Source organism: Novosphingobium sp. UBA1939, from assembly GCF_002336885.1.
In the GTDB taxonomy this organism is placed as follows: domain Bacteria; phylum Pseudomonadota; class Alphaproteobacteria; order Sphingomonadales; family Sphingomonadaceae; genus Novosphingobium.
This window is the reverse complement of sequence record NZ_DDFB01000012.1, coordinates 48,467-67,794: the sequence shown is the minus strand read 5'-3', so window position 1 is coordinate 67,794 and position 19,328 is coordinate 48,467. Positions and strand designations below refer to the sequence as shown.

21 protein-coding genes and 1 pseudogene are annotated in these 19,328 nt (G+C 67.7%); 7 read left to right on the top strand and 15 right to left on the bottom strand.

Features of this window, described 5'->3' with window-relative positions; all coding sequences use genetic code 11:
* Positions 1-2: 2 nt before the first annotated feature.
* From B3547_RS02235 to ccmA, 10 genes are all read right to left on the bottom strand, one after another.
* Positions 3-1,484, bottom strand: a complete 1,482-nt coding sequence (locus B3547_RS02235) for a UDP-N-acetylmuramoyl-L-alanyl-D-glutamate--2,6-diaminopimelate ligase (RefSeq protein WP_292959795.1) — start codon at positions 1,482-1,484, stop codon at positions 3-5.
* Complete coding sequence (locus tag B3547_RS02230; RefSeq protein WP_124809016.1) at positions 1,481-3,223, bottom strand: peptidoglycan D,D-transpeptidase FtsI family protein; 1,743 nt, start codon at positions 3,221-3,223, stop codon at positions 1,481-1,483. Before B3547_RS02230 ends, B3547_RS02235 begins: the two co-directional genes overlap by 4 nt.
* On the bottom strand, positions 3,220-3,900 hold the full coding sequence (locus tag B3547_RS02225; protein WP_124809015.1) for a hypothetical protein: 681 nt from the start codon (positions 3,898-3,900) through the stop codon (positions 3,220-3,222). The genes B3547_RS02230 and B3547_RS02225 overlap by 4 nt, the downstream gene beginning before the upstream one ends.
* The gene (gene rsmH, locus B3547_RS02220) at positions 3,897-4,895 is read right to left on the bottom strand and encodes a 16S rRNA (cytosine(1402)-N(4))-methyltransferase RsmH (RefSeq protein ID WP_292959794.1); all 999 of its coding nucleotides are present in this window, start codon (positions 4,893-4,895) and stop codon (positions 3,897-3,899) included. Before rsmH ends, B3547_RS02225 begins: the two co-directional genes overlap by 4 nt.
* On the bottom strand, positions 4,892-5,365 hold the full coding sequence (locus B3547_RS02215; protein WP_223806585.1) for a division/cell wall cluster transcriptional repressor MraZ: 474 nt from the start codon (positions 5,363-5,365) through the stop codon (positions 4,892-4,894). Before B3547_RS02215 ends, rsmH begins: the two co-directional genes overlap by 4 nt.
* Before the next feature lie 344 nt (positions 5,366-5,709).
* Positions 5,710-6,345, bottom strand: a complete 636-nt coding sequence (locus B3547_RS02210; protein WP_292959793.1) for an ABC transporter — start codon at positions 6,343-6,345, stop codon at positions 5,710-5,712.
* 140 nt (positions 6,346-6,485) lie between these two features.
* A complete protein-coding gene (locus B3547_RS02205) occupies positions 6,486-6,881 on the bottom strand; it encodes a hypothetical protein (RefSeq protein ID WP_414690479.1) in 396 nt (131 codons plus the stop codon).
* 15 nt (positions 6,882-6,896) lie between these two features.
* Complete coding sequence (locus B3547_RS02200; protein WP_194918297.1) at positions 6,897-7,907, bottom strand: cysteine synthase A; 1,011 nt, start codon at positions 7,905-7,907, stop codon at positions 6,897-6,899.
* A 94-nt stretch (positions 7,908-8,001) separates the two neighbouring features.
* Positions 8,002-8,664 (bottom strand): heme exporter protein CcmB, encoded by a 663-nt coding sequence (gene ccmB, locus B3547_RS02195; protein WP_124809011.1) that lies wholly within the window; start codon positions 8,662-8,664, stop codon positions 8,002-8,004.
* Positions 8,661-9,236: a heme ABC exporter ATP-binding protein CcmA gene (gene ccmA / locus B3547_RS02190; protein WP_292959792.1), complete on the bottom strand. Its 576-nt coding sequence runs from the start codon at positions 9,234-9,236 to the stop codon at positions 8,661-8,663. Before ccmA ends, ccmB begins: the two co-directional genes overlap by 4 nt.
* An 11-nt stretch (positions 9,237-9,247) precedes the next feature.
* On the opposite strand from ccmA, the gene B3547_RS02185 reads away from it, so the two are divergent.
* On the top strand, positions 9,248-9,577 hold the full coding sequence (locus B3547_RS02185) for a 4a-hydroxytetrahydrobiopterin dehydratase (protein WP_292959815.1): 330 nt from the start codon (positions 9,248-9,250) through the stop codon (positions 9,575-9,577).
* A gap of 92 nt (positions 9,578-9,669) precedes the next feature.
* Complete coding sequence (locus tag B3547_RS02180) at positions 9,670-10,446, top strand: hypothetical protein (protein WP_292959791.1); 777 nt, start codon at positions 9,670-9,672, stop codon at positions 10,444-10,446.
* Here B3547_RS02180 and B3547_RS02175 read toward each other — a convergent pair.
* Together B3547_RS02175 and B3547_RS02170 are read right to left on the bottom strand one after the other, a co-directional pair.
* Complete coding sequence (locus B3547_RS02175) at positions 10,443-11,246, bottom strand: SDR family oxidoreductase (RefSeq protein WP_124809008.1); 804 nt, start codon at positions 11,244-11,246, stop codon at positions 10,443-10,445. The genes B3547_RS02180 and B3547_RS02175 overlap by 4 nt on opposite strands.
* A gap of 93 nt (positions 11,247-11,339) precedes the next feature.
* Positions 11,340-11,957 (bottom strand): DNA-3-methyladenine glycosylase family protein, encoded by a 618-nt coding sequence (locus B3547_RS02170; RefSeq protein ID WP_292959790.1) that lies wholly within the window; start codon positions 11,955-11,957, stop codon positions 11,340-11,342.
* 114 nt (positions 11,958-12,071) lie between these two features.
* On the opposite strand from B3547_RS02170, the gene B3547_RS02165 reads away from it, so the two are divergent.
* Complete coding sequence (locus B3547_RS02165) at positions 12,072-12,389, top strand: 2Fe-2S iron-sulfur cluster-binding protein (RefSeq protein ID WP_124809006.1); 318 nt, start codon at positions 12,072-12,074, stop codon at positions 12,387-12,389.
* A gap of 136 nt (positions 12,390-12,525) precedes the next feature.
* On the opposite strand, the pseudogene B3547_RS02160 reads toward B3547_RS02165, so the two are convergent.
* The 3 genes and pseudogenes from B3547_RS02160 to B3547_RS02150 all read right to left on the bottom strand — a co-directional run bounded on the left by B3547_RS02160 (position 12,526) and on the right by B3547_RS02150 (position 15,250).
* Positions 12,526-13,375, bottom strand: a pseudogene (locus B3547_RS02160) (N-acetyl-gamma-glutamyl-phosphate reductase).
* Complete coding sequence (locus B3547_RS02155; protein WP_349676466.1) at positions 13,372-13,749, bottom strand: SH3 domain-containing protein; 378 nt, start codon at positions 13,747-13,749, stop codon at positions 13,372-13,374. Before B3547_RS02155 ends, B3547_RS02160 begins: the two are co-directional and overlap by 4 nt.
* Positions 13,750-13,843: 94 nt before the next feature.
* Positions 13,844-15,250 (bottom strand): leucyl aminopeptidase family protein, encoded by a 1,407-nt coding sequence (locus B3547_RS02150; protein ID WP_194921197.1) that lies wholly within the window; start codon positions 15,248-15,250, stop codon positions 13,844-13,846.
* Between the two features lie 51 nt (positions 15,251-15,301).
* Between B3547_RS02150 and B3547_RS02145 the strand changes: the two genes are divergently transcribed.
* The 4 genes from B3547_RS02145 (at position 15,302) to glnA (ending at position 19,227) form a co-directional block, all read left to right on the top strand.
* Entirely contained in the window at positions 15,302-16,156 is an 855-nt protein-coding gene (locus B3547_RS02145; RefSeq protein WP_292959789.1) for a DUF4163 domain-containing protein, read from the top strand.
* 37 nt (positions 16,157-16,193) lie between these two features.
* Positions 16,194-17,024 carry a type I methionyl aminopeptidase gene (gene map / locus B3547_RS02140; protein WP_292959788.1) on the top strand — a complete coding sequence of 277 codons (831 nt, stop codon included), beginning with the start codon at positions 16,194-16,196 and terminating at the stop codon, positions 17,022-17,024.
* 301 nt (positions 17,025-17,325) lie between these two features.
* Positions 17,326-17,664: a P-II family nitrogen regulator gene (locus tag B3547_RS02135; RefSeq protein ID WP_124809003.1), complete on the top strand. Its 339-nt coding sequence runs from the start codon at positions 17,326-17,328 to the stop codon at positions 17,662-17,664.
* A 153-nt stretch (positions 17,665-17,817) separates the two neighbouring features.
* Positions 17,818-19,227, top strand: coding sequence for a type I glutamate--ammonia ligase (glnA, locus tag B3547_RS02130; protein ID WP_124809002.1), 1,410 nt, complete (start codon positions 17,818-17,820; stop codon positions 19,225-19,227).
* Positions 19,228-19,328 lie beyond the last annotated feature (101 nt).

The following is a 19,328-nucleotide window of genomic DNA, read 5'->3' as shown; positions in this document are numbered from 1 at the left end:
GTTCAGGTCCCTCCGGCCGGTCCGGCGCATTCGCGCGCCACCTGCACATCGTCGAACGGCAGGATGCGGGTGGCGTCGCCCCGGCCCACGATCTGCCCCTGTTCGTGGCCCTTGCCGGCGACCAGCACGATGTCATCCCCCGTCGCCTCGGCAATGGCGGCGGCGATGGCCGCACGGCGATCACCGATCTCGCGCGCACCGGCGGTGCAGCCGGCGAGCACGGCCTTGCGGATGTCCGCCGGGTCTTCGCCGCGCGGATTGTCATCGGTGACGATGACGAGATCGGAGCCGGCGCAGGCGGCACGGCCCATTTCCGGGCGCTTGCCACCATCGCGATCCCCGCCCGCGCCGAACACGGTGATGAGGCGGCCCTTCACGTGCGGGCGCAGCGCGGCGATGGCCGCCTCGATCGCATCGGGAGTGTGCGCGTAATCGACGTAGACCGGCGCGCCGGCGCGGCTGATCGCGGCGCGTTCCAGCCGCCCGCGCACCGGCTGGAGCCGGCCGAGCGCCTCGAACGTGCGGTCCGCATCGCCACCAGTAGCCAGCACCAGCCCGGCCGCGACCAGCGCGTTGGCGGCCTGATAGGCGCCGATCAGCGGCAGATTGACCTTGCGCGTCTTGCGCTGGCCTTCGGCGCCGTGTTCGATCTCCAGCGTCTGCCCGAGTTGGGTGGGCGTGCGCGACAGCAGGCGGATGCCATCGCCCTTCGCGCCGACCGTCAGCAGGTTGAGCCCCCGCGCCGCCGCATGGGCCACGGCCTTGCCGGACCATGCCTCATCGTCCGCCCAGATCACCGCCGTCCCGTCATCGGCCACGACATCATCGAACAGACGCATCTTGGCAGCGAAGTAATCATCCATCGTCGCGTGGTAATCGAGATGGTCGCGGCTAAGGTTGGTGAACGCCCCGGCCACGACGCGCAGGCCCTCGTTGCGGTACTGCGACAGGCCGTGGCTCGACGCTTCGTAGGCGACATGCGTCACGCCCTCACGCGCCAGGCCGGTCATGTTGGAAAGGAACGTGACGATATCGGGCGTGGTGAGGCCGGTGGAAACGGATTCGTCCGCCGTGGTCACGCCCAGCGTGCCGATCGAGGCGGCGGAATAGCCCGCCATGCGCCAGAGCTGCCGCGTCATCTCGACCGTGGAGGTCTTGCCGTTGGTGCCGGTGACGGCGACCACGGTTTCGGGAACGGGCGTGAAGAAGCGCGCAGCGAGCCGGGCAAAGGCGCGGCGCGGCTGCGCATCGGCGATATGGACCGCGCCCCGCACGACCGCTTCGGGCCGGGCGACGACGGCGACGGCGCCCGCCGCCACGGCATCGGCGATGAAATCCTCGCCATTGAAACGCGCGCCCACAAACGCGCCGAACACGGTGCCGGGCGCGACCTTGCGGTGATCGATGGCGAAGCCGGTCACATCGCCGTCCGCGCCATTCGGCAGCGCGAAACCGGCTTCGTGCGCGATGATGCCCAGCTTCATTCCCCGTCTCCGTTGGCGACCAGCGGCGACAGGTCGGTAATATCGACATCGCGGCTGGCATCGGGCACGACGCCCAGCAGCGGCCCGATGCGCGGCACGACCCGGCCGACGATCGGCGCGGCATTCCACGCCGCCGTGCGCTGCCCGGACGTGGCCACAGTGCCCTGCGGTTCATCGAGCATGGCGATCACGACATAGCGCGGCTTGTCCATCGGGAACGCCGCCGCGAAGGTGGCGACCAGCGAGGTCCGTCGATAGCCGCCCGCGCCCGGCTTTTCGGCCGACCCGGTCTTGCCGCCGACACGGAAGCCCGAAGCGTCGGCCTTGCGGCCCGTGCCATCCACCACGATCATGCGCAGCAGTTGCCGGATGCGCGCGCTGGTGGACGCCTTGAACACGCGACGGCCCGGCGGCACGCGCGCCGGATCGACCTTGTAGAGCGTGGCCGGGCGCCAGATGCCGCCGTTGACGAGCGCGGCATAGGCGCTGGCGAGATGGAGCGGGGTCACCGCGATGCCGTGGCCGTAGCTGACGGTCATCGTAGTGATCCGCGCCCAGTCCCCCTTGGCATCGGTTCCCCGCGGCCAGAGAGGGAAGCCCCGCGCAGGCAGTTCTATCGTGGGCCGCTCGTTCATGCCGAGCTGCATCATTGTGCGACGAAGGGCTGGTCCGCCGAGCTTGTCGGCGATCTGCGCGGTGACGATATTGGACGAATGAACCAGTGCTTCGGGCACGTTCAGCGACGGGCCGAAGTTGTGGCTATCGTGAATGGTAAAGCCGCCGATATTGAGCGGCCCGGTGGGATAGCGCACCGACAGATCGGTGATGACCCCGGCGTCGATCGCGGCGGCAACCGTAATCGGCTTGAACGTGGAGCCGAGTTCATAGACCTGGTTCGACACGCGGTTGAACACCAGGCCGTTGAACACGCGATCGCTGCGGTTGGGATTGAACGAGGGCAGCGATGCGAGCGCGATCACTTCGCCGGTATCGACATCGAGGATGATGCCGGCCGCGCCTTTGGCGTTGCTTTCCAGCATACCCCGGCCGAGTTCGTCTTCGAGCGCCCCCTGCGCGCGCGCATCGATCGACAGCGCCACGGGATTCGCGCGCTGCGCCGGATCGAGCAGGCGCGGTTCCAGCACCTGCTCCATGCCGACATGGCCCTTGCCCGCCAGATCGACGAAGCCCAGTACGTTCGCCGCGAGCGAGCCCTGCGGATAGTACCGCTGGTTCTCGCGCGGGAATTCCAGCGCGGGTTCGCCCAGGGCAAAGACGTGGTTGGCCTCTTCGGGCAGGACACGCTTGCGCAGGTAGCTGGGCTTGTCGGACTTCAGGCGGCGGACGAGATCGTCATAGTCCGCATCGGGAAAGATCTGGACCAGCGCGCGCGCCACTTCTTCGGGCGTCTTGACCAGCGGGCTGCCGCCCTTTTCGCCGAACGCCTTGGGGTTGTACCACAGCGAATAGGACGGAAACGCCCGCGCCAGCGCCACGCCGTTGCGGTCGGTGATCTCGCCGCGTTCGGGCACCAGCGCATCGGCCATCGAGCGCCGGTCGGGGCTGCCTTCGAACAGCCCGATCTGGACGACGCGCATGAGCGCCGTGGCCGTCAGGAACACGAAAGCGAGCAGGATAAAGAGCGCGCGTTTTTTGGCCGTCAGCAGCGCGCTCTGACGGACATTGGCCAGCTGGACCCGGCCCGATGCGATCGCGGCGGATGCGGTTAGCGCGTTCACCGGCTGATCCTGCCCTCCTTGTGCGGCGTTCCCGTCCGGGGCTTGCCAGCGGCGCTGGCCGAGCGCGAGGCGGAGGACTTGGCGGAGCCTCCCTTGTCCACAGATTTGCCGTTAGCGGTCTTGGCCGCCTTCTTCTTCGCGGCGGGCGCTGCGCCTTCGGCAGCGCGCGGACGGCCGACCGTGCCAAGCCGTTCGCCCAGCGCGGCGGTGGCCGTGGCGTGATCGACATGCGCCGCCGGCGCGTCGGTCTGCGCGATCGCTTCTTCCGCCTGCGCCGACTTGCCGGTGAGCGGCGAGACCATCGCGGGGAACGCGGCGGAGGCGATCACGCTGTCATCGGCCGAGGCGACGCGGATCGGCGCGGGTGCATCCGGATCGGCCGGCTTGCTGAGCGAGGCGAGTTGCCGTTCGTTTTCAAGATACTGCCCGGCGGTGGGCGCCACATAGCCGAATTCGATGTCGTTCCACGACTTGAGCTGCTGCTGGTTGGCGCGCGTTTCGAATTCGGTTTCGAGGTACATCTTCTCCTGCTTGAGCGCGACGATGCGCTGCTCCGCGCGATGCACCTGGCTGCGCAGCGCGTTGACGCGGAACGACAGCGCCAGCACCACCGCCCCGCACAGCGCGAGCAGGACGACCCAGCCGATCGAACGCAGGCGGTTGGCGGTCACGATCATGCGGCGAGGCTCCCGGATGTGGCGCGCGCGGGGGCGGCGGTGCGAACCGCCCAGCGCAAGGTGGCGGAGCGGGCGCGCGGATTGCGCGCCTCTTCGGCGGAGGTGGGACGGATGGCGGACGAAGGCTTTTCGAAAACCGGCTTCGCGGTGCTGGCAAGCTGCGGCAGATGGCGCGATCCGGCGGGCATGGCGCCGGCCGCTTCGCGCAGGAACTGCTTGACGATGCGGTCCTCAAGGCTGTGGAAGCTGACCACGGCGAGCCGCCCGCCCGGCGCGAGCATCCGTTCCGCCCCGGCAAGGCCGGCGACGAGTTCGTCGAGTTCGCCGTTCACATGGATGCGGATGGCCTGGAAGCTGCGCGTGGCCGGGTCCTTGGGCGCGCCGGGGCGATGGCCCAGCGCCTTGCGCACAACGGCGGCAAGCTGGCCGGTGGTTTCCAGCGGACGCGCCGCCACGATCGCGCGCGCCACGCGGCGCGACTGGCGCTCCTCGCCATAGCGGTAGAGCACGTCGGCGATCGCCTGCTCGTCCGCCTCGTTGAGGAAATCGGCCGCGCTCGGCCCGTCCTGCGACATGCGCATGTCAAGCGGGCCGTCCGACGAGAACGCGAAGCCGCGCGCGGCCTGATCGAGCTGCATCGAGCTGACGCCAATGTCGAACACCACGCCCTGCACAGCGGTGACACCGGCTTCGGCCAGCCCTTCGGCCAGTTCCGAGAACCGGCGCGGATGCAGCACCAGGCGCGGCGCATCGCCCTGCGCCTCGGGCCAGCGCCGCCCGGCGGCGATTGCGTCGGGATCGCGATCGAAGGCGTGGACGGTGGCACCGGCAGCAAGCAGGCGGCGGGTATAGCCGCCCGCGCCGAACGTGGCATCGACGATCACGTCGCCCGGCGACGGCGCGAGCGCTTCCACCACTTCATCGAGCAGGACGGGAACGTGCGGGCCGAATCCGGTTGCGGGACCGGTTTCGGACGAAGACACCGGCGCGGTCACTTGCGCTTCCCCTTCGCCAGATCCGCCATCTTGGCGCGGCAACCGGCCTGCGCCGCTTCCCAGCCTGGCCCCATTTCGAGCAGGATGCGGGGATTCCAGATGGTGATCTGGGTGCCGCCACCCTGGAAGAACAGTCCGTCCTCCACCTGGCCGAGTTCGGCGAGGTGGTCGGGCAGGACGAAGCGGCCGGAATCGTCGAAGCTGGCGCGGTGGAAGCCGTAGAGCTGCGCGGCACGCATGTCGCGATCGAAGTCAAGGCCGAGGCGAAGCGCCTTGTCCTCTTCGCGGTCGATGTCGGCGGCGAACTGTTCGCTGCGGGAAAGGCCGAAGCCGACCAGGCAGGGCAGGCGGTGATGCTTGTCGATGCAGAGGATGCGCTGACCGTCAGACGCGTCGCGGACATCGGCGCGGAAATCGGAGGGCAGGACGAAGCGACCCTTTTCGCCGCGCGGCGAAAAGCCCTGTCCCACGTAATTTGACGGCCCTCCCGCCACGCCGAATACCCCGCTCGAAGACGAAAGGCTCCACCCCCGACCCACGCTCGCGCGCAAGCCGGCCGATCCCCCGCGGATACGGCCTGGAGTTCATCCCGATGGCCCATCATTAACCGGGGACATCACGGGCGGAAAGGGGAAAATGCGGGAAATTACGTCCAGAACCTGAATCCCAAGCACTTTTTCCACACGCTTCATCGCAATGTTGCACGTTGTACTTGGTTTGTTTCTGTCTGGAAACGCCCGAAAAATGCGGGACTCTTGCGACTCCGCACCTAAGCCCCTCCGCCTTTCCCGTATTTTCCCGTGGAGTCGCCGGCTCAGCCCGCGAACGCGTCTTCCAGCAACGAATCCAGCGCCGCCGCGCGCTTTCCGTCGGCGTCGGAGGGTTCGAACAGCGCGGCATCGGCCACGATGAGCGCACGGCCCCGCCCGATCCGGCAGCGCGCGACCAGCCCTTCGCGCACGATCGCGCATCGCGCGTCATGCCCGCCCGGGCGCGGCGCGAACTGCCCGGGCAGATTGACGGGAAGCGCAGCGCCCGCGCTTTCCCGCGCCGCGTCATGCTCGCCCGCCGGCTGATCCTCGTCGAAGCGCAGTTCCAGCCCCCAACGCGCGAGAATGGGCGAAAGCAGCACGATGTCCTGCGGGCGGCGGCGGTCGCCCAGCGCATAGGTGCTGTCCGCCGTGAGCATAGGATCGGCGAACAGCAGCAGACGCCCCCCCGCCCGCACCCAGTCATCCAGCGCGACATTCTCCTGCGGCGCGAGCGGACGGGGTTGCGCCAGCAGCAGGAAGCGTGCGTCCAGCGGCGGGGCCAGCAGCGTATCGCGCGCGACGAGCGTGTAGCGCGCTTCCAGCGCGCGGCGCGCCCAGTGCGGCGGCGCATCGGCGCGAAGCATGGCGGCCAGGTCCGGCGTTTCGTTCCACAGGATCGGCAGGCTGGTGAACAGCATCAGGCGCGGTCGCTCCTGCGCGGAGACCGCGCGCGAGCCGCTGGATTTCCACGCCACAGCCGCGCCCACCACCAGCGCGCAGGCCAGCAGCGCCGCACCGAAGCGCCACCGGCGCGATACAGCCGTGCGCGCGACGGAAATCAGTGCTGGGGCGCGGCGGCGGGCGCCGTCTTGTCGGCCGGACGGTTGGCCGCGGGCAGTTCCGGCGTCACACCCATGTCGACCAGCGGATCGTTCGCCGGCGTGGTGCTGGCCGATGCGGACGCGTCGGGATCGGCCACGGCCGAAGCATCGGCCATGTAGGCGCGATCGAGAATGACGTTGGCCAGGCCTACGAGCAGCAGCATCGCCGCCAGCCCGAACAGCCCGATCTGGAGCCGGTGGACCACTTGCGCGCGCAGCTCGCGCGGAGTGGGCGGAACGTGGTGAATGGGCGCCTTCGCCATGCCGCCCGCCTGCGCCGCGCCATGGCCCGCGCCCGGCGCGGATTGCGCGGCGCGGCCGGATCGACGCGAAGGGAAGCCGAACAGAGCCATCCCGGGCAGATTATCCTATTGTTGCAGCCATGGAAATACCGGCAGATTCTTCGCCTTCAGCCATTCCGGGTTGTAGAGCGAGGACAGGTAGCGGAAGCCGGTATCGCACAGGATCGTGGCCACGCGCGGGTGCGGCCGCCCTTCCGCCACCAGCTTGCGCCCCAGCGCCACTGCGCCGGCCACGTTGATCCCGCTCGACAGGCCAAGGCACAGCCCTTCCTCGGCCAGCAAGCGGCTGACCCACAGCAGGCCTTCCTCGTCCGAGATGCGGAACTGGGTATCGATCGGCGCGCCTTCGAGGTTGGCGGTGATGCGCCCCTGCCCGATCCCTTCGGCCACCGACGACCCTTCGGCCTTCAACTCGCCGCAGGCGTAGTAGTTGTAAAGCGCCGCGCCGTGCGGATCGGTGAGCGCGATCGTGATGTCCTCATCGAACGCCTTGAGGCCCAGACTGGTGCCGGCGATCGTGCCGCCGGTGCCCGCCGCGCAGGTAAAGCCGTCGATGCGGTGCTCCATCTGCTCCCAGATTTCGGGCGCGGTGCTTTCGATGTGCGCGCGGCGGTTGGCGATGTTGTCGAACTGGTTTGCCCAGATCGCGCCTTCGGTCTCCTCGGCGATGCGGCGCGAGGTGTGGACGAAGTGGCCGGGATTGGAAAACGGCGCGGCGGGAACGAGCACGAGTTCGGCGCGCAGAGCGCGCAGCGTGTCCATCTTCTCGCGCGATTGCGTTTCGGGCATGACGATCACGGTCTTGTAGCCGAGCGCGTTGGCGACGAGCGCGAGGCCGATGCCGGTGTTGCCCGCCGTGCCTTCCACGATCGTGCCGCCGGGCTGGAGTAGGCCCTTCTCCTCGGCATCACGCACGATCCACAGCGCGGCCCGGTCCTTCACCGACGCGCCGGGGTTGGCGAATTCGCACTTGCCGAAGATGTCACACCCCGCCGCGTCGCTTGGCCCCTTGAGCCGGACGAGCGGAGTGTTGCCGATGAGCGAAAGCGTGTCGGGAAGAAGGACGGGTACGGTCATGGTCAAGGAGTTAGGCGGCCCGTGTGCGTTCCGCAATCCGTTTGCGGCTTGGTCCGCGACAAATCCCGCTTTCGACCGGTCGTTCCGGACCGCTTTATTCCCGTCCGGCGCGGATGGCCGCCCCCCCGGCGAAGGGCGCGATGGCCAGCGCGGCCAGGCTTGTCGCGGCGAGCAGGAGCAGGCCACCCTCCCCACCCGGCTGGAGCGAGCCCGCGCCGAAGATCAGCAGCGGCACCGCCAGCGGGATCGCCAGCAGCCCCCCCAGCGCCGCACCCGCGCGCAAGCCGGCGGTAAGCGCGGCGATGGTCACGCCGATCGCGGCCAACCCCGGCGTGCCCAGCAGCAGCCCCAGTTCGACCACGCGCAACTGCCCGGCATCGAGCGAAAGCAGCCCGGCGGAAAGCGGCGCGGCGAGCAGCAGCGGCACCCCGAAGCTGATCCAGTGGGCGATGATCCGCACCAGCAGCAGCGCCTCTTCGGCAATGCCGCGCAAGGCCCATTGATCAAAGAAACCCGCCTCGAGGTCCGGTTCCACCAGCCGGTCGAGCGGGAGGATCGCGGCGAGCAACGCCGCCACCCAGATCACGCCCGCGCCGGTGCGGCCGAGCAGCCGCGCGTCCGGCCCCACCGCGAAGGGAAACAGCATGGCCACCGCGAGGAAGAACAGCAGCGGCAGCACCGCCCCGCCCCGCCCCTGCGCGCCGCGCAGCAGCAGCGCCAGATCGCGCGTGAAGATCGGCCAGAGACGCGCGATCATGCGACGTAATCCCGCAGCGCCAGCTGTCGCACCCCGGCGAGCGCGAGCGGCTGGTGCGAGGCGATCACCACCGCGCCGCCGCCCGCAAGATGCGCGGCGATGCGCTCCTGCGCCACGGCGGCCCATTGCGTGTCCAGCCCGTTGAGCGGTTCGTCGAGCAGCCAGATCGCGGCATGGCTGGCGGCGACGCGGGCGAGCGCGGCGCGCTTGCGCTGGCCGGTGGACAAGTAGCGCACGGGCACGTCGAGCAGGTCTTCAAGGCCGAAATCCGCGCCCTCGTCCCCGCTGCCGTCGATCCGTCGCCAGAACGCCAGCGCCGCGCCCAACGGCTGGTGCCCGTCCAGCGCGAGCCGTTCGTCCGACAGCGCCAGCGCACCCTCGCGCTCTACCGCGCCGGCGAAGGGGCGCAACAGCCCCGCAAGGATGCGGATCAGGCTGGACTTGCCGATGCCGTTCGGCCCGGCAAGGTGCAGCGCCTCGCCCCCCTGCAACGCGAACGACAGCCCCTTGAACAGCAACCGGTCGCCGCGCCGGCAGGCGATGTCACGGGCAGCGAGATGGCAGGCTTGCATGGACCGGCTCGATAGGGGAAAGCGCGGCAACTGCCAAGGAGAGCCAGATGTCGATTGCCCGCCTGACCGACGCCGAACGCGACGAAGCCCTGGCCCGCCTGCCCGGCTGGGCGCTGCGCGAGGACGGCCTCGCCATCGTCAAGACCTTCCGCTTCGCCGATTTCGCCGAGGCCTTCGGCTTCATGGCGCGCGTGGCGATCCATGCCGAAAAGGCGGATCACCACCCCGAATGGTTCAACGTGTACAACCGCGTGGACATCACGCTGACCACGCACGACGCCGGTGGCCTGAGCACGCGCGATGTAGCGCTGGCGACGGTGATCGAGGGGTTCGGTGTGTGAGCCGGTGCGGTCAATCTGGATGCGTGTCACAATTGCTGCTGCAAATCGTTCCAGCTAAGCATTAATTTCCAGTTCGAGCACGGGGGCTTGGCGTGCGCATCATTCTGTTGGTCCTGAGCCTGCTGCTTGCAGGCTGTTCGCAAGACAAGCTGAATGATACGCTGGCGACACCGCAGGAGAAAGCCGCCGCATCCTCGTTCATCGTCGCACTGCAATCGGGGCGGCTCGAGACCGTAAAAGCCAGTGTCGAACCGCAGTTGTATGCCGAGACGCTGGCGATTGCCCGCCAACTCCAGCCTAGCATACCAAAGGCAGCCAATCTCCACCTGGTGACCGTCTCCGTCCATACCAATTCGCTGAACGGCGTCTCTCAGACGCAGAAGGCGCTCAACTACGAGTTCGGTGCCGCCTCCAAATGGGCGGTGATTCAAATCGTACTGAAAACGGCGCCGGGTAGTCCGCAAGTCGTCGGTTGGTATGCAGCGCCATACGACCATCAGCCAACAACCGGGGGCGACTTCGCGCTCAGTGGGAAGAGCGTTACAAGTTACCTGTGGCTCGCCGCAATGGCGCTCTCGACAATAACCATCGTGTCCGCGCTGATCCTCATTGCCCGCACCAAGGGTATAAGGCGGCGTTGGCTTTGGGCGGTGGGATCTGCGGTCGGCTTCGGTCAGTTCACGCTCAACTGGTCGACCGGCGCATGGTCCTTCCGGCCGCTCGGCTTTTTCCTGCTCGGCAGCGCGGCGTTAAAGACCTCCCCGTTTGAAGCGTGGATGCTGTCATTTTCGCTGCCGGTCGTTGCAGTGATCTTCCTGCTGCGCCGCAAAGCCTTGATGGCGCAGCCGGACAACACGAGCTTCGACTAGCCCCCCAGCGGCCGGAGGCTGGCCCTGCCCTGCTTGCGCACGCGGCCGGGCAGCCAGCGCGCCCCGAAGGCCAGCTTGCGCGCGGTAGCGCCGACCAGCGTGTGCAGCGTCTGGCCGTGGATGGCCGCCCATGCCGCGTCCGCCACTTGCGAAACCGGCGTGATTTCCAGCCCGGCTTCCTTGACACGGCCGCGAATATCCTCGTTCGAGGCCCGGTTCGGTGCGTGATCGAGCAATGGCGTATCGATGAAGCCGGGCATCAGATCGCGGACCTCGATGCCGTCGGGCGCCCATTCGGCATCGAGCGATTCGGTTAGCCCGCGCACTCCGAACTTGGTGGCGGTATAGACCGAGGCGCCGGGCGTGCCATAGATGCCGGCCGCGCTGGCAGTGTTGAGCAGGCAGCTTCCCGGCGCGCTCCGCTTGAGCCAGGGATAGGCGGCCTGCGCCCCGAAGATCACGCCCTTGAGATTGATGTCGAGCGTGCGCTCGACCTCGTCCACGCCCAGGTCGGCGAGCTGCCCGCCGATGGGGATGCCGGCATTGTTGAACACCACGTCGATACCGCCCCCGGCGGCGCGCGCGAAATCGGCCAGCGCCGCATCCCACGCAGCGCGATCGCGCACGTCGAGCTTGTGGATCGAACTGGCACCCGCCGGCAGGAGCGCGGCGGTTTCCGCCATGCCCGCCTCGTTGATATCGGCGATACCCACGAACCAGCCTTCGCGCCCGAACCGCTGCGCCACGGCGCGGCCGATGCCCGATGCGCCGCCGGTGATGAAGATTGCCTTGCGTGCCATGAATGCCCAAGCCCCTCCGTAATTGGCCGTTCAAATTGCGTTGTTATGCGCAACTCATCCTACAGCGGCGGCGAACTTACAAGATGCGAGCGGTCAGAGCGCGGGGTTGTTGTAGCAGTGCCATGTGAAGATCGCCGCCGCGCCGCGATGGGGACGCCAGTCCTCGGCCAGGGCGCGGGTGCTTTTTTCGTCGGGCCGCTCCTCCAGCCCCAGCAGCTTGCCGAGGCCGACCTGCACCGCCAGATCGCCCGCCGGCCAGATGTCGGGCCGCCCTTCCGCGAACAGCAGATAGATTTCGGCGGACCAGCGGCCGATGCCCTTGATCCGCACGAGTTCGGCGATCGCCTCCTCGTCATCCGCCGGCAGGTTTTCGAGATCGAGCGCGCCGGACACAACCAGTTCGCACAGCGACCGGGCATAGCCCTGCTTCTGGCGCGACAGGCCGCAGGCGCGCAGCGCGTCGAAATCGGCGGCGAGCAGATCGTGCGGCGGCATGTCGTCGCCCAGCAGCGCCTCCAGCTTGGCCCAGACCGACGCCGCCGCCGAAACGCTGACCTGCTGGCCGACGATGGTGCGCAGCAAGGTGCGGTAGCCGGTGGCGCGGATGCGCAGTTCCGGATAGCCGACGCGGCCAAGCGCGGTCGCAATCCGGGGCGAACGCGCGGCGATGTGATCGAGCCCGGTGGCAATGGCATCGGCAGTCAAACCCATCGGGCGTTCCATCCTTTCGCGCAGACCGGCTTGCCAAAGCCGGGGGCACTCATTAGCAGCCGCTTCCAATCGGGAACAGGGGGCGGATTCCGTCCCTGAACGGAGACGCAAGCGATGCCCAAGATTGTCGTTGTCAATCGTGCTGGTGAAGAAAAGACCGTGGACGCCGACGCCGGCCTTTCGGTGATGGAAGCGATCCGCGACAACGGTTTCGACGAACTGCTGGCGCTGTGCGGCGGCTGCTGCTCGTGCGCGACCTGCCACGTCTATGTCGACCCCGCCTTCGCCGGCAAGATCGCGCCGATGAGCGAAGACGAGAACGACCTGCTCGACAGCTCGGACCACCGCAACGACCAGTCGCGCCTGTCCTGCCAGATCCAGATCACCGGCGAACTGGAAGGCCTGAAGATCACCATCGCGCCGGAAGACTGAGTACCAACCGTCATCCCGGCGCAGGCCGGGATCTCGGGCCGTTGATGGAAACCCCTGATAGGTTCGGCCCGGCCGCCTGAGATCCCAGCTTTCGCCGGGATGACGGGGGAATGGGATGACGGGCAGGCGGACGCCCCTACAGGCGCAGGCCCGCCGTCTCTTCGAGGCCGGCGATCAGGTTGAGGCTTTGCACCGCCGCGCCGCTGGCGCCCTTGCCAAGATTGTCGAGTCGCGCCACCAGCCGCGCCTGTGCGCCGTCGGCGCTGGCGATGACGTGCAGTTCCAGCCCGTCCCACGGCTCCATCGATCCGCGCAACAGCAGTTCGCCGTCCGCCGGCGGCTCCTGCGCCACCGTGATGATGGGCGAGCCGGCGTAGAACTGCGTCAGCGCCGCGCGCAGCAGATCGGGCGCGGGGTTGCCGGGAATGATCGACAGCGGCAGCGGCACTTCCACGATCATGCCGCGATGCGCCGGCACCACCGCCGGGCTGAACAGCGGCGCGATGGCGAGGTGCGCGTATTGCTGCATTTCNNTTGCCGCCGCCCGAATAGCCGGACACGGCGTTGCAGCTATAAGGCCACGCCGCAGGCAGCAGGCCCGCGCGCACCAGCGGCGCGACCAGCGCGATGAAGCCGGTGGGGTAGCAGCCCGGATTGGAAATGCGCTTGGCATTGGCGACCGCTTCGCGCCCGACGATCTCGGGCAGCCCATAAGTCCACCCTTCCGCCACGCGGTGTGCGGTGGAGGCATCGATCACGCGGGTGCGGTCGTTGGCGATCATCGCCACGGCCGCCTTCGCCGCGTCATCGGGCAAGCACAGGATCACGACATCGGCAGCGTTGATCGCCTCGGCCCGCGCGGCATCATCCTTGCGGCGCGCCTCGTCCAGCGCGATCAGGGTGAATTCGGGCCGGTCGGCCAACCGATCGGCGATCTCGAGGCCGGTCGTGCCCGCCGCGCCATCGATGAAGACGGAGGTGGTCACGCGCCCGGCTCCGCCAGCGCGGCCAGCGGAACGTAGCCGACCAGCCCGTCCACGCCGACCTGCCCCCAGGCCCAGTTGCCCGCCATGTCGAGCACGTTGAATACGGTGCCCGCATCCAGCGGCGCCATCACATCGGCATCGTCACGCCCGGCGCGGCGCAGCTCGGTTCCGCCCGCCGCGATCACGCGCGGCAGCGGCACCGAATAGTGCGGCACGAAGACTTTTCCCGCCAGACGGATGTGCGCCAGATCGCCTCGCACCGGGATATGGTCCGCTTCCAGGCGCGGCACCGGGCCTGACAGCGCGAGCTGTTCGGCGGGCACGGCATCGCCCGAAAGGGCGGACTGGTCGATCAAGGCGGACTCGATGGTCAATTCGGCATGTCCCCGGAAGCGGAAAAGCGCGCGCTTATACGGCCCGGCCCCCTCATTCAAGGGCTGGCCCTTCCGCTCCGGTCCGTCGGACGCGCTACGCCGGCTGGCCATAGCGGTCGAGCAGCAGCCCCCAGGCCGCACGCAGGCCCAGCGCCTCGCCCCCCTTGGGCCGCCCCGGCTTAGCCGCCGGACGCCACGCGAAAGTATCGAAATGCACCCAGTCGATCCCCTCGCCCACGAAGCGATCGAGGAACAGCGCGGCGACGCTCGATCCGGCGAAACCATTGGCGTGGCTGTTCATGATGTCGGCCACATCGGACTTCAGGTATTCGCGATAGCCATCGTGCAGCGGCAGGCGCCAGCACGGATCGTCGCGCTCCAGCCCGGCGCGCAACAGGGCCTCGGCCGTGCCGTCCTGCCGCGCGAACATCGCGGGCAAGTCCGGCCCCAGCGCGACGCGGGCCGCGCCGGTCAGCGTGGCGAAATCGATCACGAGTTCGGGCTTGTCCTCGCTGGCGCGCGCCAGCGCATCGCCCAGCACCAGCCGCCCTTCCGCATCGGTGTTGGTGATCTCCACGCTCATCCCCTGCCGCGTGCGCAGAATGTCGCCGGGCCGGAAGGCGTTGCCGGAAATCGCGTTTTCCACCGCTGGAACAAGAAGATGCAGGTTTATCCTGAGACCGGCTTGCATGATCAGACCGGCCAGCGCCAGCGCGTGCGCGGCACCGCCCATGTCCTTCTTCATCAGCGCCATGCCCGAGGACGGCTTGATGTCCAGCCCGCCCGAATCGAAGCACACGCCCTTGCCCACCACGGCAACGCGCGGATGCTTGGGGTCGCCCCAGACCAGCTCGATCAGGCGCGGGGCATGGCTGCGCGCGGCGGCGCGGCCGACGGCATGGACCATCGGGTAGTCGCGCTCCAGCACATCCCCGGCGAAGACGTGGATCTGCGCGTGATGCGCCTTGGCGAGCGCCCGCGCCTCGGCTTCGAGCTGCGCCGGCCCCATGTCTTCGGCGGGCGTGTTGACCAGATCGCGCACCATGGTGACCGCCGCCGCCTCGGCCAGCGCCGGATCGATCGCCTTGGCATCCTTGGTCAGCAGCACGCGCGGTTCGCCGCCACTGGCGTCCTTGCGGTAGCGGTCGAAACGGTACTGGCCGGTGACCCAGCCGTGCAGCGCCTTGCCAGCCTCTCCGTTCGCCAGCCGGTACGTGCCGCCGGGCAGGGTTTCGGCGAGCTTCGCCAGGCACCAGCTGGTGAGCGCCGCGCCATCGGCAACGCCGCCGGCCGCGAACCAGCCATCGCCATCGGGCAGGATCGCGACTTCGCCGGCCGTGCCTTCGAACTTCTGCGCGGCCAGGATCGCGCGCTGGCCGGGGGAGCGCGCCTTCTGCCATGCGGCGAAGGAGGCCTTGTCGACGAGGTGGAGCGCGGTGGCGGCCTGTCCCCGGTCAGGTTGGATCAATGTGGGCTGGTTCAAGGGCGTGCGGTCGTTCATGTTGCTGCGGACCTTGCCGCAGCCGTGCGGCAAGCGCGAGAGGAAATTGCGATGAAGCACCCGGTTGCCGTTTCGATCACGACCCTGTCCATCGCCCCCGTCCTGTTCGGCGCGATGCTGGCGACGGGCGCGTGCAGCAAACCGGCACCGGCCACGCAGCCGGGCGCGGAGGCCTCCTCGTCGCACGCGCTGACCGCCCCCCCGGCGCCGCCCGCCCCGCCCCAGCCCATGCCGGCCGTGGCGCGCAAGGTTTCCGAAAACAACGATCTCTACGAGTTCGACTATGCCTATCCGGCGGCGGCCGGCGCGATCCCGGCGCTGCGCGACCAGCTCGACAAGGACCTGATCGAGAAGAAGCAGGGCCTGATCAACGAAGCCAGCGACGACCGCAAGGAAGCCAAGGCGAACGACTATCCCTTCCACGCCCATTCGCTTTCGCTCGACTGGAAGGTCGTAACCGACCTGCCCGGCTGGCTGAGCCTGTCGACGATCGTGGGCAGCTATTCGGGCGGCGCACACCCGAACTACGTCTATGACACGGTTTTGTGGGACAAGGCCGCCGGGCAGCGCCGTGGCGTGGCAGACCTGTTCACCTCGAAAGCCGCGCTGTCGCAGGCGATCCGCCAGCCGTTCTGCGCCGAACTCAACCGCCAGCGCGCGAAGAAGCGCGGCGAACCTGTGCCCGCGAACAGCGATTCCGAATTCGACGCCTGCATCGATCCGGTGGGCGAGACGGTGATCCTGGGGTCGGCCGGCAAGCAGGGCTTCGACCGCATCGGCGTGCTGGTGGCGCCATACGATGCCGGCCCCTATGCCGAAGGCTCGTATGAAGTGACCGTCCCGGTGACGAGCGCGGTGCTTGCCGCGGTGAAGCCGGAATACCGGGCCGCATTCAGGACGCGATGATCTCGCATTTTCGCGGGACACGCGCTATATAGCCCGCATGACCCAGTATGTGATCGCAGACGATACCGAAGTCCTCCCGCGCGACGGGACCATCAAGCTTCATGGCCCGGCCGGGTTCGAGGGCATGCGCAAGGCCGGCCGCCTTGCAGCCGAAATCCTCGACGCGCTGGCCCCGCTGGTGCAGCCGGGCGTGGCCACGGCTGCGCTGGACGACGTGGTGCGGCAGATGACGCTGGACGCCGGCGCCGTGCCCGCCACGATGGGCTATCGCGGCTATGCGCATTCTTGCTGCATCTCGATCAACCATGTCGTGTGCCACGGCATCCCTTCGGACAAGACGCTGAAGGACGGCGATATCGTCAATATCGACGTGACCCCGCTGCTGGACGGCTGGCATGGCGATTCCAGCCGCATGTACCTGGTCGGCGACGTGCCACTGAAGGCGCGGCGGCTGGTTGACGTGACTTACGAATGCCTGATGATCGGCATCGAACACGCCAGGCCCGGCGCGCGGCTGGGCGATATCGGCGCGGCGATCCAGGCCCATGCCGAACGGCAGCGCTATGGCGTGGTGCGCGACTTCTGCGGACACGGGCTGGGCCGCCTGTTCCACGACGCGCCGGAAGTGGTCCATGTCGGCCGCCCCGGCACCGGCCCCGAACTGCGCCCCGGCATGTTCTTCACGATCGAGCCGATGATCAACCTGGGCAAGCCCGCCGTGAAGATTCTCGACGACGGCTGGACGGCGGTGACGCGCGACCGTTCGCTTTCGGCGCAGTTCGAACACTCCATCGGCATCACCGAGGATGGCTGCGAGATTTTCACGGCCAGCCCGAAGGGACTTCACCGACCGCCCTATTCGGCCTGAAGGTCGCTTCGGGCGGTCGGCCTGCCTGCTTTTTAAGCAGGGCTGCGCAAATTTTATGCATCTTTCGATCAACCGCGCGCAACTTGCAAAATGTTGCCCGCGGGCTGCCGATTCAATTCTTTCGCCACCCCCCGATTTTCCCGCTTTCCCGCCCTGCGGCGATGGCCTAGTGCAATCAAACAGCGCGTGGCACGATTCTTGTTAGTACCGTGTCACAGGGACAACCGCCGGACTCTGGCGCGAACAAGGTCGCAGATCGTGTCGCTTGGAGTTTGGCCCGTGTTGCAGGGGTCTGAACGACGTGAAAAAGGTCGAGGCGATCATCAAGCCCTTCAAGCTCGATGAAGTGAAGGAAGCGCTCCACGAAATCGGCGTTTCGGGTATTACAGTCACGGAAGCCAAAGGTTTCGGGCGCCAGAAGGGCCATACCGAACTTTATCGCGGCGCCGAATACGTCGTGGACTTTCTGCCGAAAGTGAAGCTCGAAGTCGTGGTGGCAGACGCCCTGGTCGACCGGGTGGTGGAGGCGATCGCCGCCGCCGCGCAGACCGGCCGCATCGGCGATGGCAAGATTTTCGTGATCCCCGTGGAAGGCGTGCTGCGCATCCGCACCGGCGAACGCGATGACGCCGCCCTCTGACAGGGCGGTTTTCTGACAGGCTTGTCCGCCTGCCCGGCGCCACGGAGCCGGGCGGGCGGGCTCCCTCTTGGGAGGCTGGCTCAGGGACCGTCAGCCTTCAAGAGACTATCACCCCGAATGCCCCGATGAGGGGGGCAAGAAGAAGGACCAGCGATGGCAAGTGCAAAGGACATCCTCGCCCGTATCAAGGACGAGGAAATCGAGTGGGTCGATCTCCGCTTCACCGATCCCAAGGGCAAGTGGCAGCACCTGACCATGGTTGCTTCCATCCTGGGTGAAGACGAACTCGAAGACGGCCTGATGTTCGACGGTTCGTCGATCGAAGGCTGGAAGGCCATCAACGAGTCCGACATGATCCTCAAGCCGGATCTCGACGCGGTCTACATCGATCCGTTCAGCGCGACGCCGATGATGATCCTGGTCTGCGACATCGTCGAACCCTCGACCGGCGAACTCTATGCCCGCGACCCGCGTTCGACCGCGAAGCGCGCCGAAGCCTTCGTCAAGTCCTCGGGCATCGGCGATACCGTCTATGTCGGTCCGGAAGCCGAGTTCTTCGTGTTCGACGACGTGAAGTTCTACGACGGCTACAACGGCAACGGCTTCTCGATCGACGACATCGAACTGCCGACCAATTCGAACAAGGATTACGAAGGCGGCAACCTGGCGCACCGTCCGCGCGCCAAGGGCGGCTACTTCCCGGTCGCCCCGGTCGACAGCCTGGTCGATGTGCGTGGCGAAATGGTCTCGACCATGATCGAGATGGGCCTGCCCTGCGACAAGCATCACCACGAAGTGGCCTCGGCGCAGCACGAACTGGGCCTGACCTTCGGCACGCTCGTCACCACCGCCGACCGCATGCAGGTGTACAAGTACGTGGTCCAGCAGGTCGCGCACGCTTATGGCAAGACCGCCACGTTCATGCCGAAGCCGATCAAGACCGACAACGGTTCGGGCATGCACACCCACATCTCGATCTGGGACGCGGGCAAGCCCCTGTTCGCCGGCAACGGCTATGCCGGCCTGTCGGACATGTGCCTGTACTTCATCGGCGGCGTGATCAAGCACGCCAAGGCGCTGAACGCCTTCACCAACCCGACCACCAACAGCTACAAGCGCCTGGTGCCGGGCTATGAAGCCCCCGTGCTGCTCGCCTATTCGGCGCGCAACCGTTCGGCTTCGTGCCGCATCCCCTATGGCGCCGGCGACAAGGCCAAGCGCGTGGAATTCCGCTTCCCCGACGCGATGGCCAACCCCTACCTGTGCTACGCCGCGCTGCTCATGGCCGGCCTCGACGGGATCAAGAACAAGATCCACCCGGGCGAAGCGATGGACAAGAACCTTTACGATCTGCCGCCGGAAGAACTCGCCGCCGTGCCGACCGTCTGCGGTTCGCTGCGCGAAGCGCTGGACGCGCTGAGCGCCGACCACGACTTCCTGATCCAGGGTGGCGTGTTCACCAAGGACCAGATCGAAGCCTACATCGAACTGAAGTGGCCGGAAGTGATGCGCTGGGAAACCACGCCGTCGGCCGTCGAGTTCGACATGTACTACAGCGCCTGATCCGCGCCGCCCGCAAGGGACACGATCACCAGGGGGCGTCCGGACTTCGGTCCGGGCGCCCTTTGCTTTGGCGATTGTATCGCTTGCAAAGACGGAGCGCG

Coding starts and splice junctions, on each gene's coding strand:
- B3547_RS02175 (WP_124809008.1), bottom strand. CDS start 11,246: ATGGCACGCAAGGCAATCTTCATCACCGGCGGCGCATCGGGCATCGGC.
- B3547_RS02235 (WP_292959795.1), bottom strand. CDS start 1,484: ATGAAGCTGGGCATCATCGCGCACGAAGCCGGTTTCGCGCTGCCGAAT.
- B3547_RS02200 (WP_194918297.1), bottom strand. CDS start 7,907: ATGACCGTACCCGTCCTTCTTCCCGACACGCTTTCGCTCATCGGCAAC.
- map (WP_292959788.1), top strand. CDS start 16,194: ATGACCCAGTATGTGATCGCAGACGATACCGAAGTCCTCCCGCGCGAC.
- B3547_RS02165 (WP_124809006.1), top strand. CDS start 12,072: ATGCCCAAGATTGTCGTTGTCAATCGTGCTGGTGAAGAAAAGACCGTG.
- glnA (WP_124809002.1), top strand. CDS start 17,818: ATGGCAAGTGCAAAGGACATCCTCGCCCGTATCAAGGACGAGGAAATC.
- B3547_RS02205 (WP_414690479.1), bottom strand. CDS start 6,881: ATGGCTCTGTTCGGCTTCCCTTCGCGTCGATCCGGCCGCGCCGCGCAA.
- B3547_RS02225 (WP_124809015.1), bottom strand. CDS start 3,900: ATGATCGTGACCGCCAACCGCCTGCGTTCGATCGGCTGGGTCGTCCTG.
- ccmA (WP_292959792.1), bottom strand. CDS start 9,236: ATGCAAGCCTGCCATCTCGCTGCCCGTGACATCGCCTGCCGGCGCGGC.
- B3547_RS02145 (WP_292959789.1), top strand. CDS start 15,302: ATGAAGCACCCGGTTGCCGTTTCGATCACGACCCTGTCCATCGCCCCC.
- ccmB (WP_124809011.1), bottom strand. CDS start 8,664: ATGATCGCGCGTCTCTGGCCGATCTTCACGCGCGATCTGGCGCTGCTG.
- B3547_RS02170 (WP_292959790.1), bottom strand. CDS start 11,957: ATGGGTTTGACTGCCGATGCCATTGCCACCGGGCTCGATCACATCGCC.
- B3547_RS02210 (WP_292959793.1), bottom strand. CDS start 6,345: ATGCTGTTCACCAGCCTGCCGATCCTGTGGAACGAAACGCCGGACCTG.
- B3547_RS02150 (WP_194921197.1), bottom strand. CDS start 15,250: ATGAACGACCGCACGCCCTTGAACCAGCCCACATTGATCCAACCTGAC.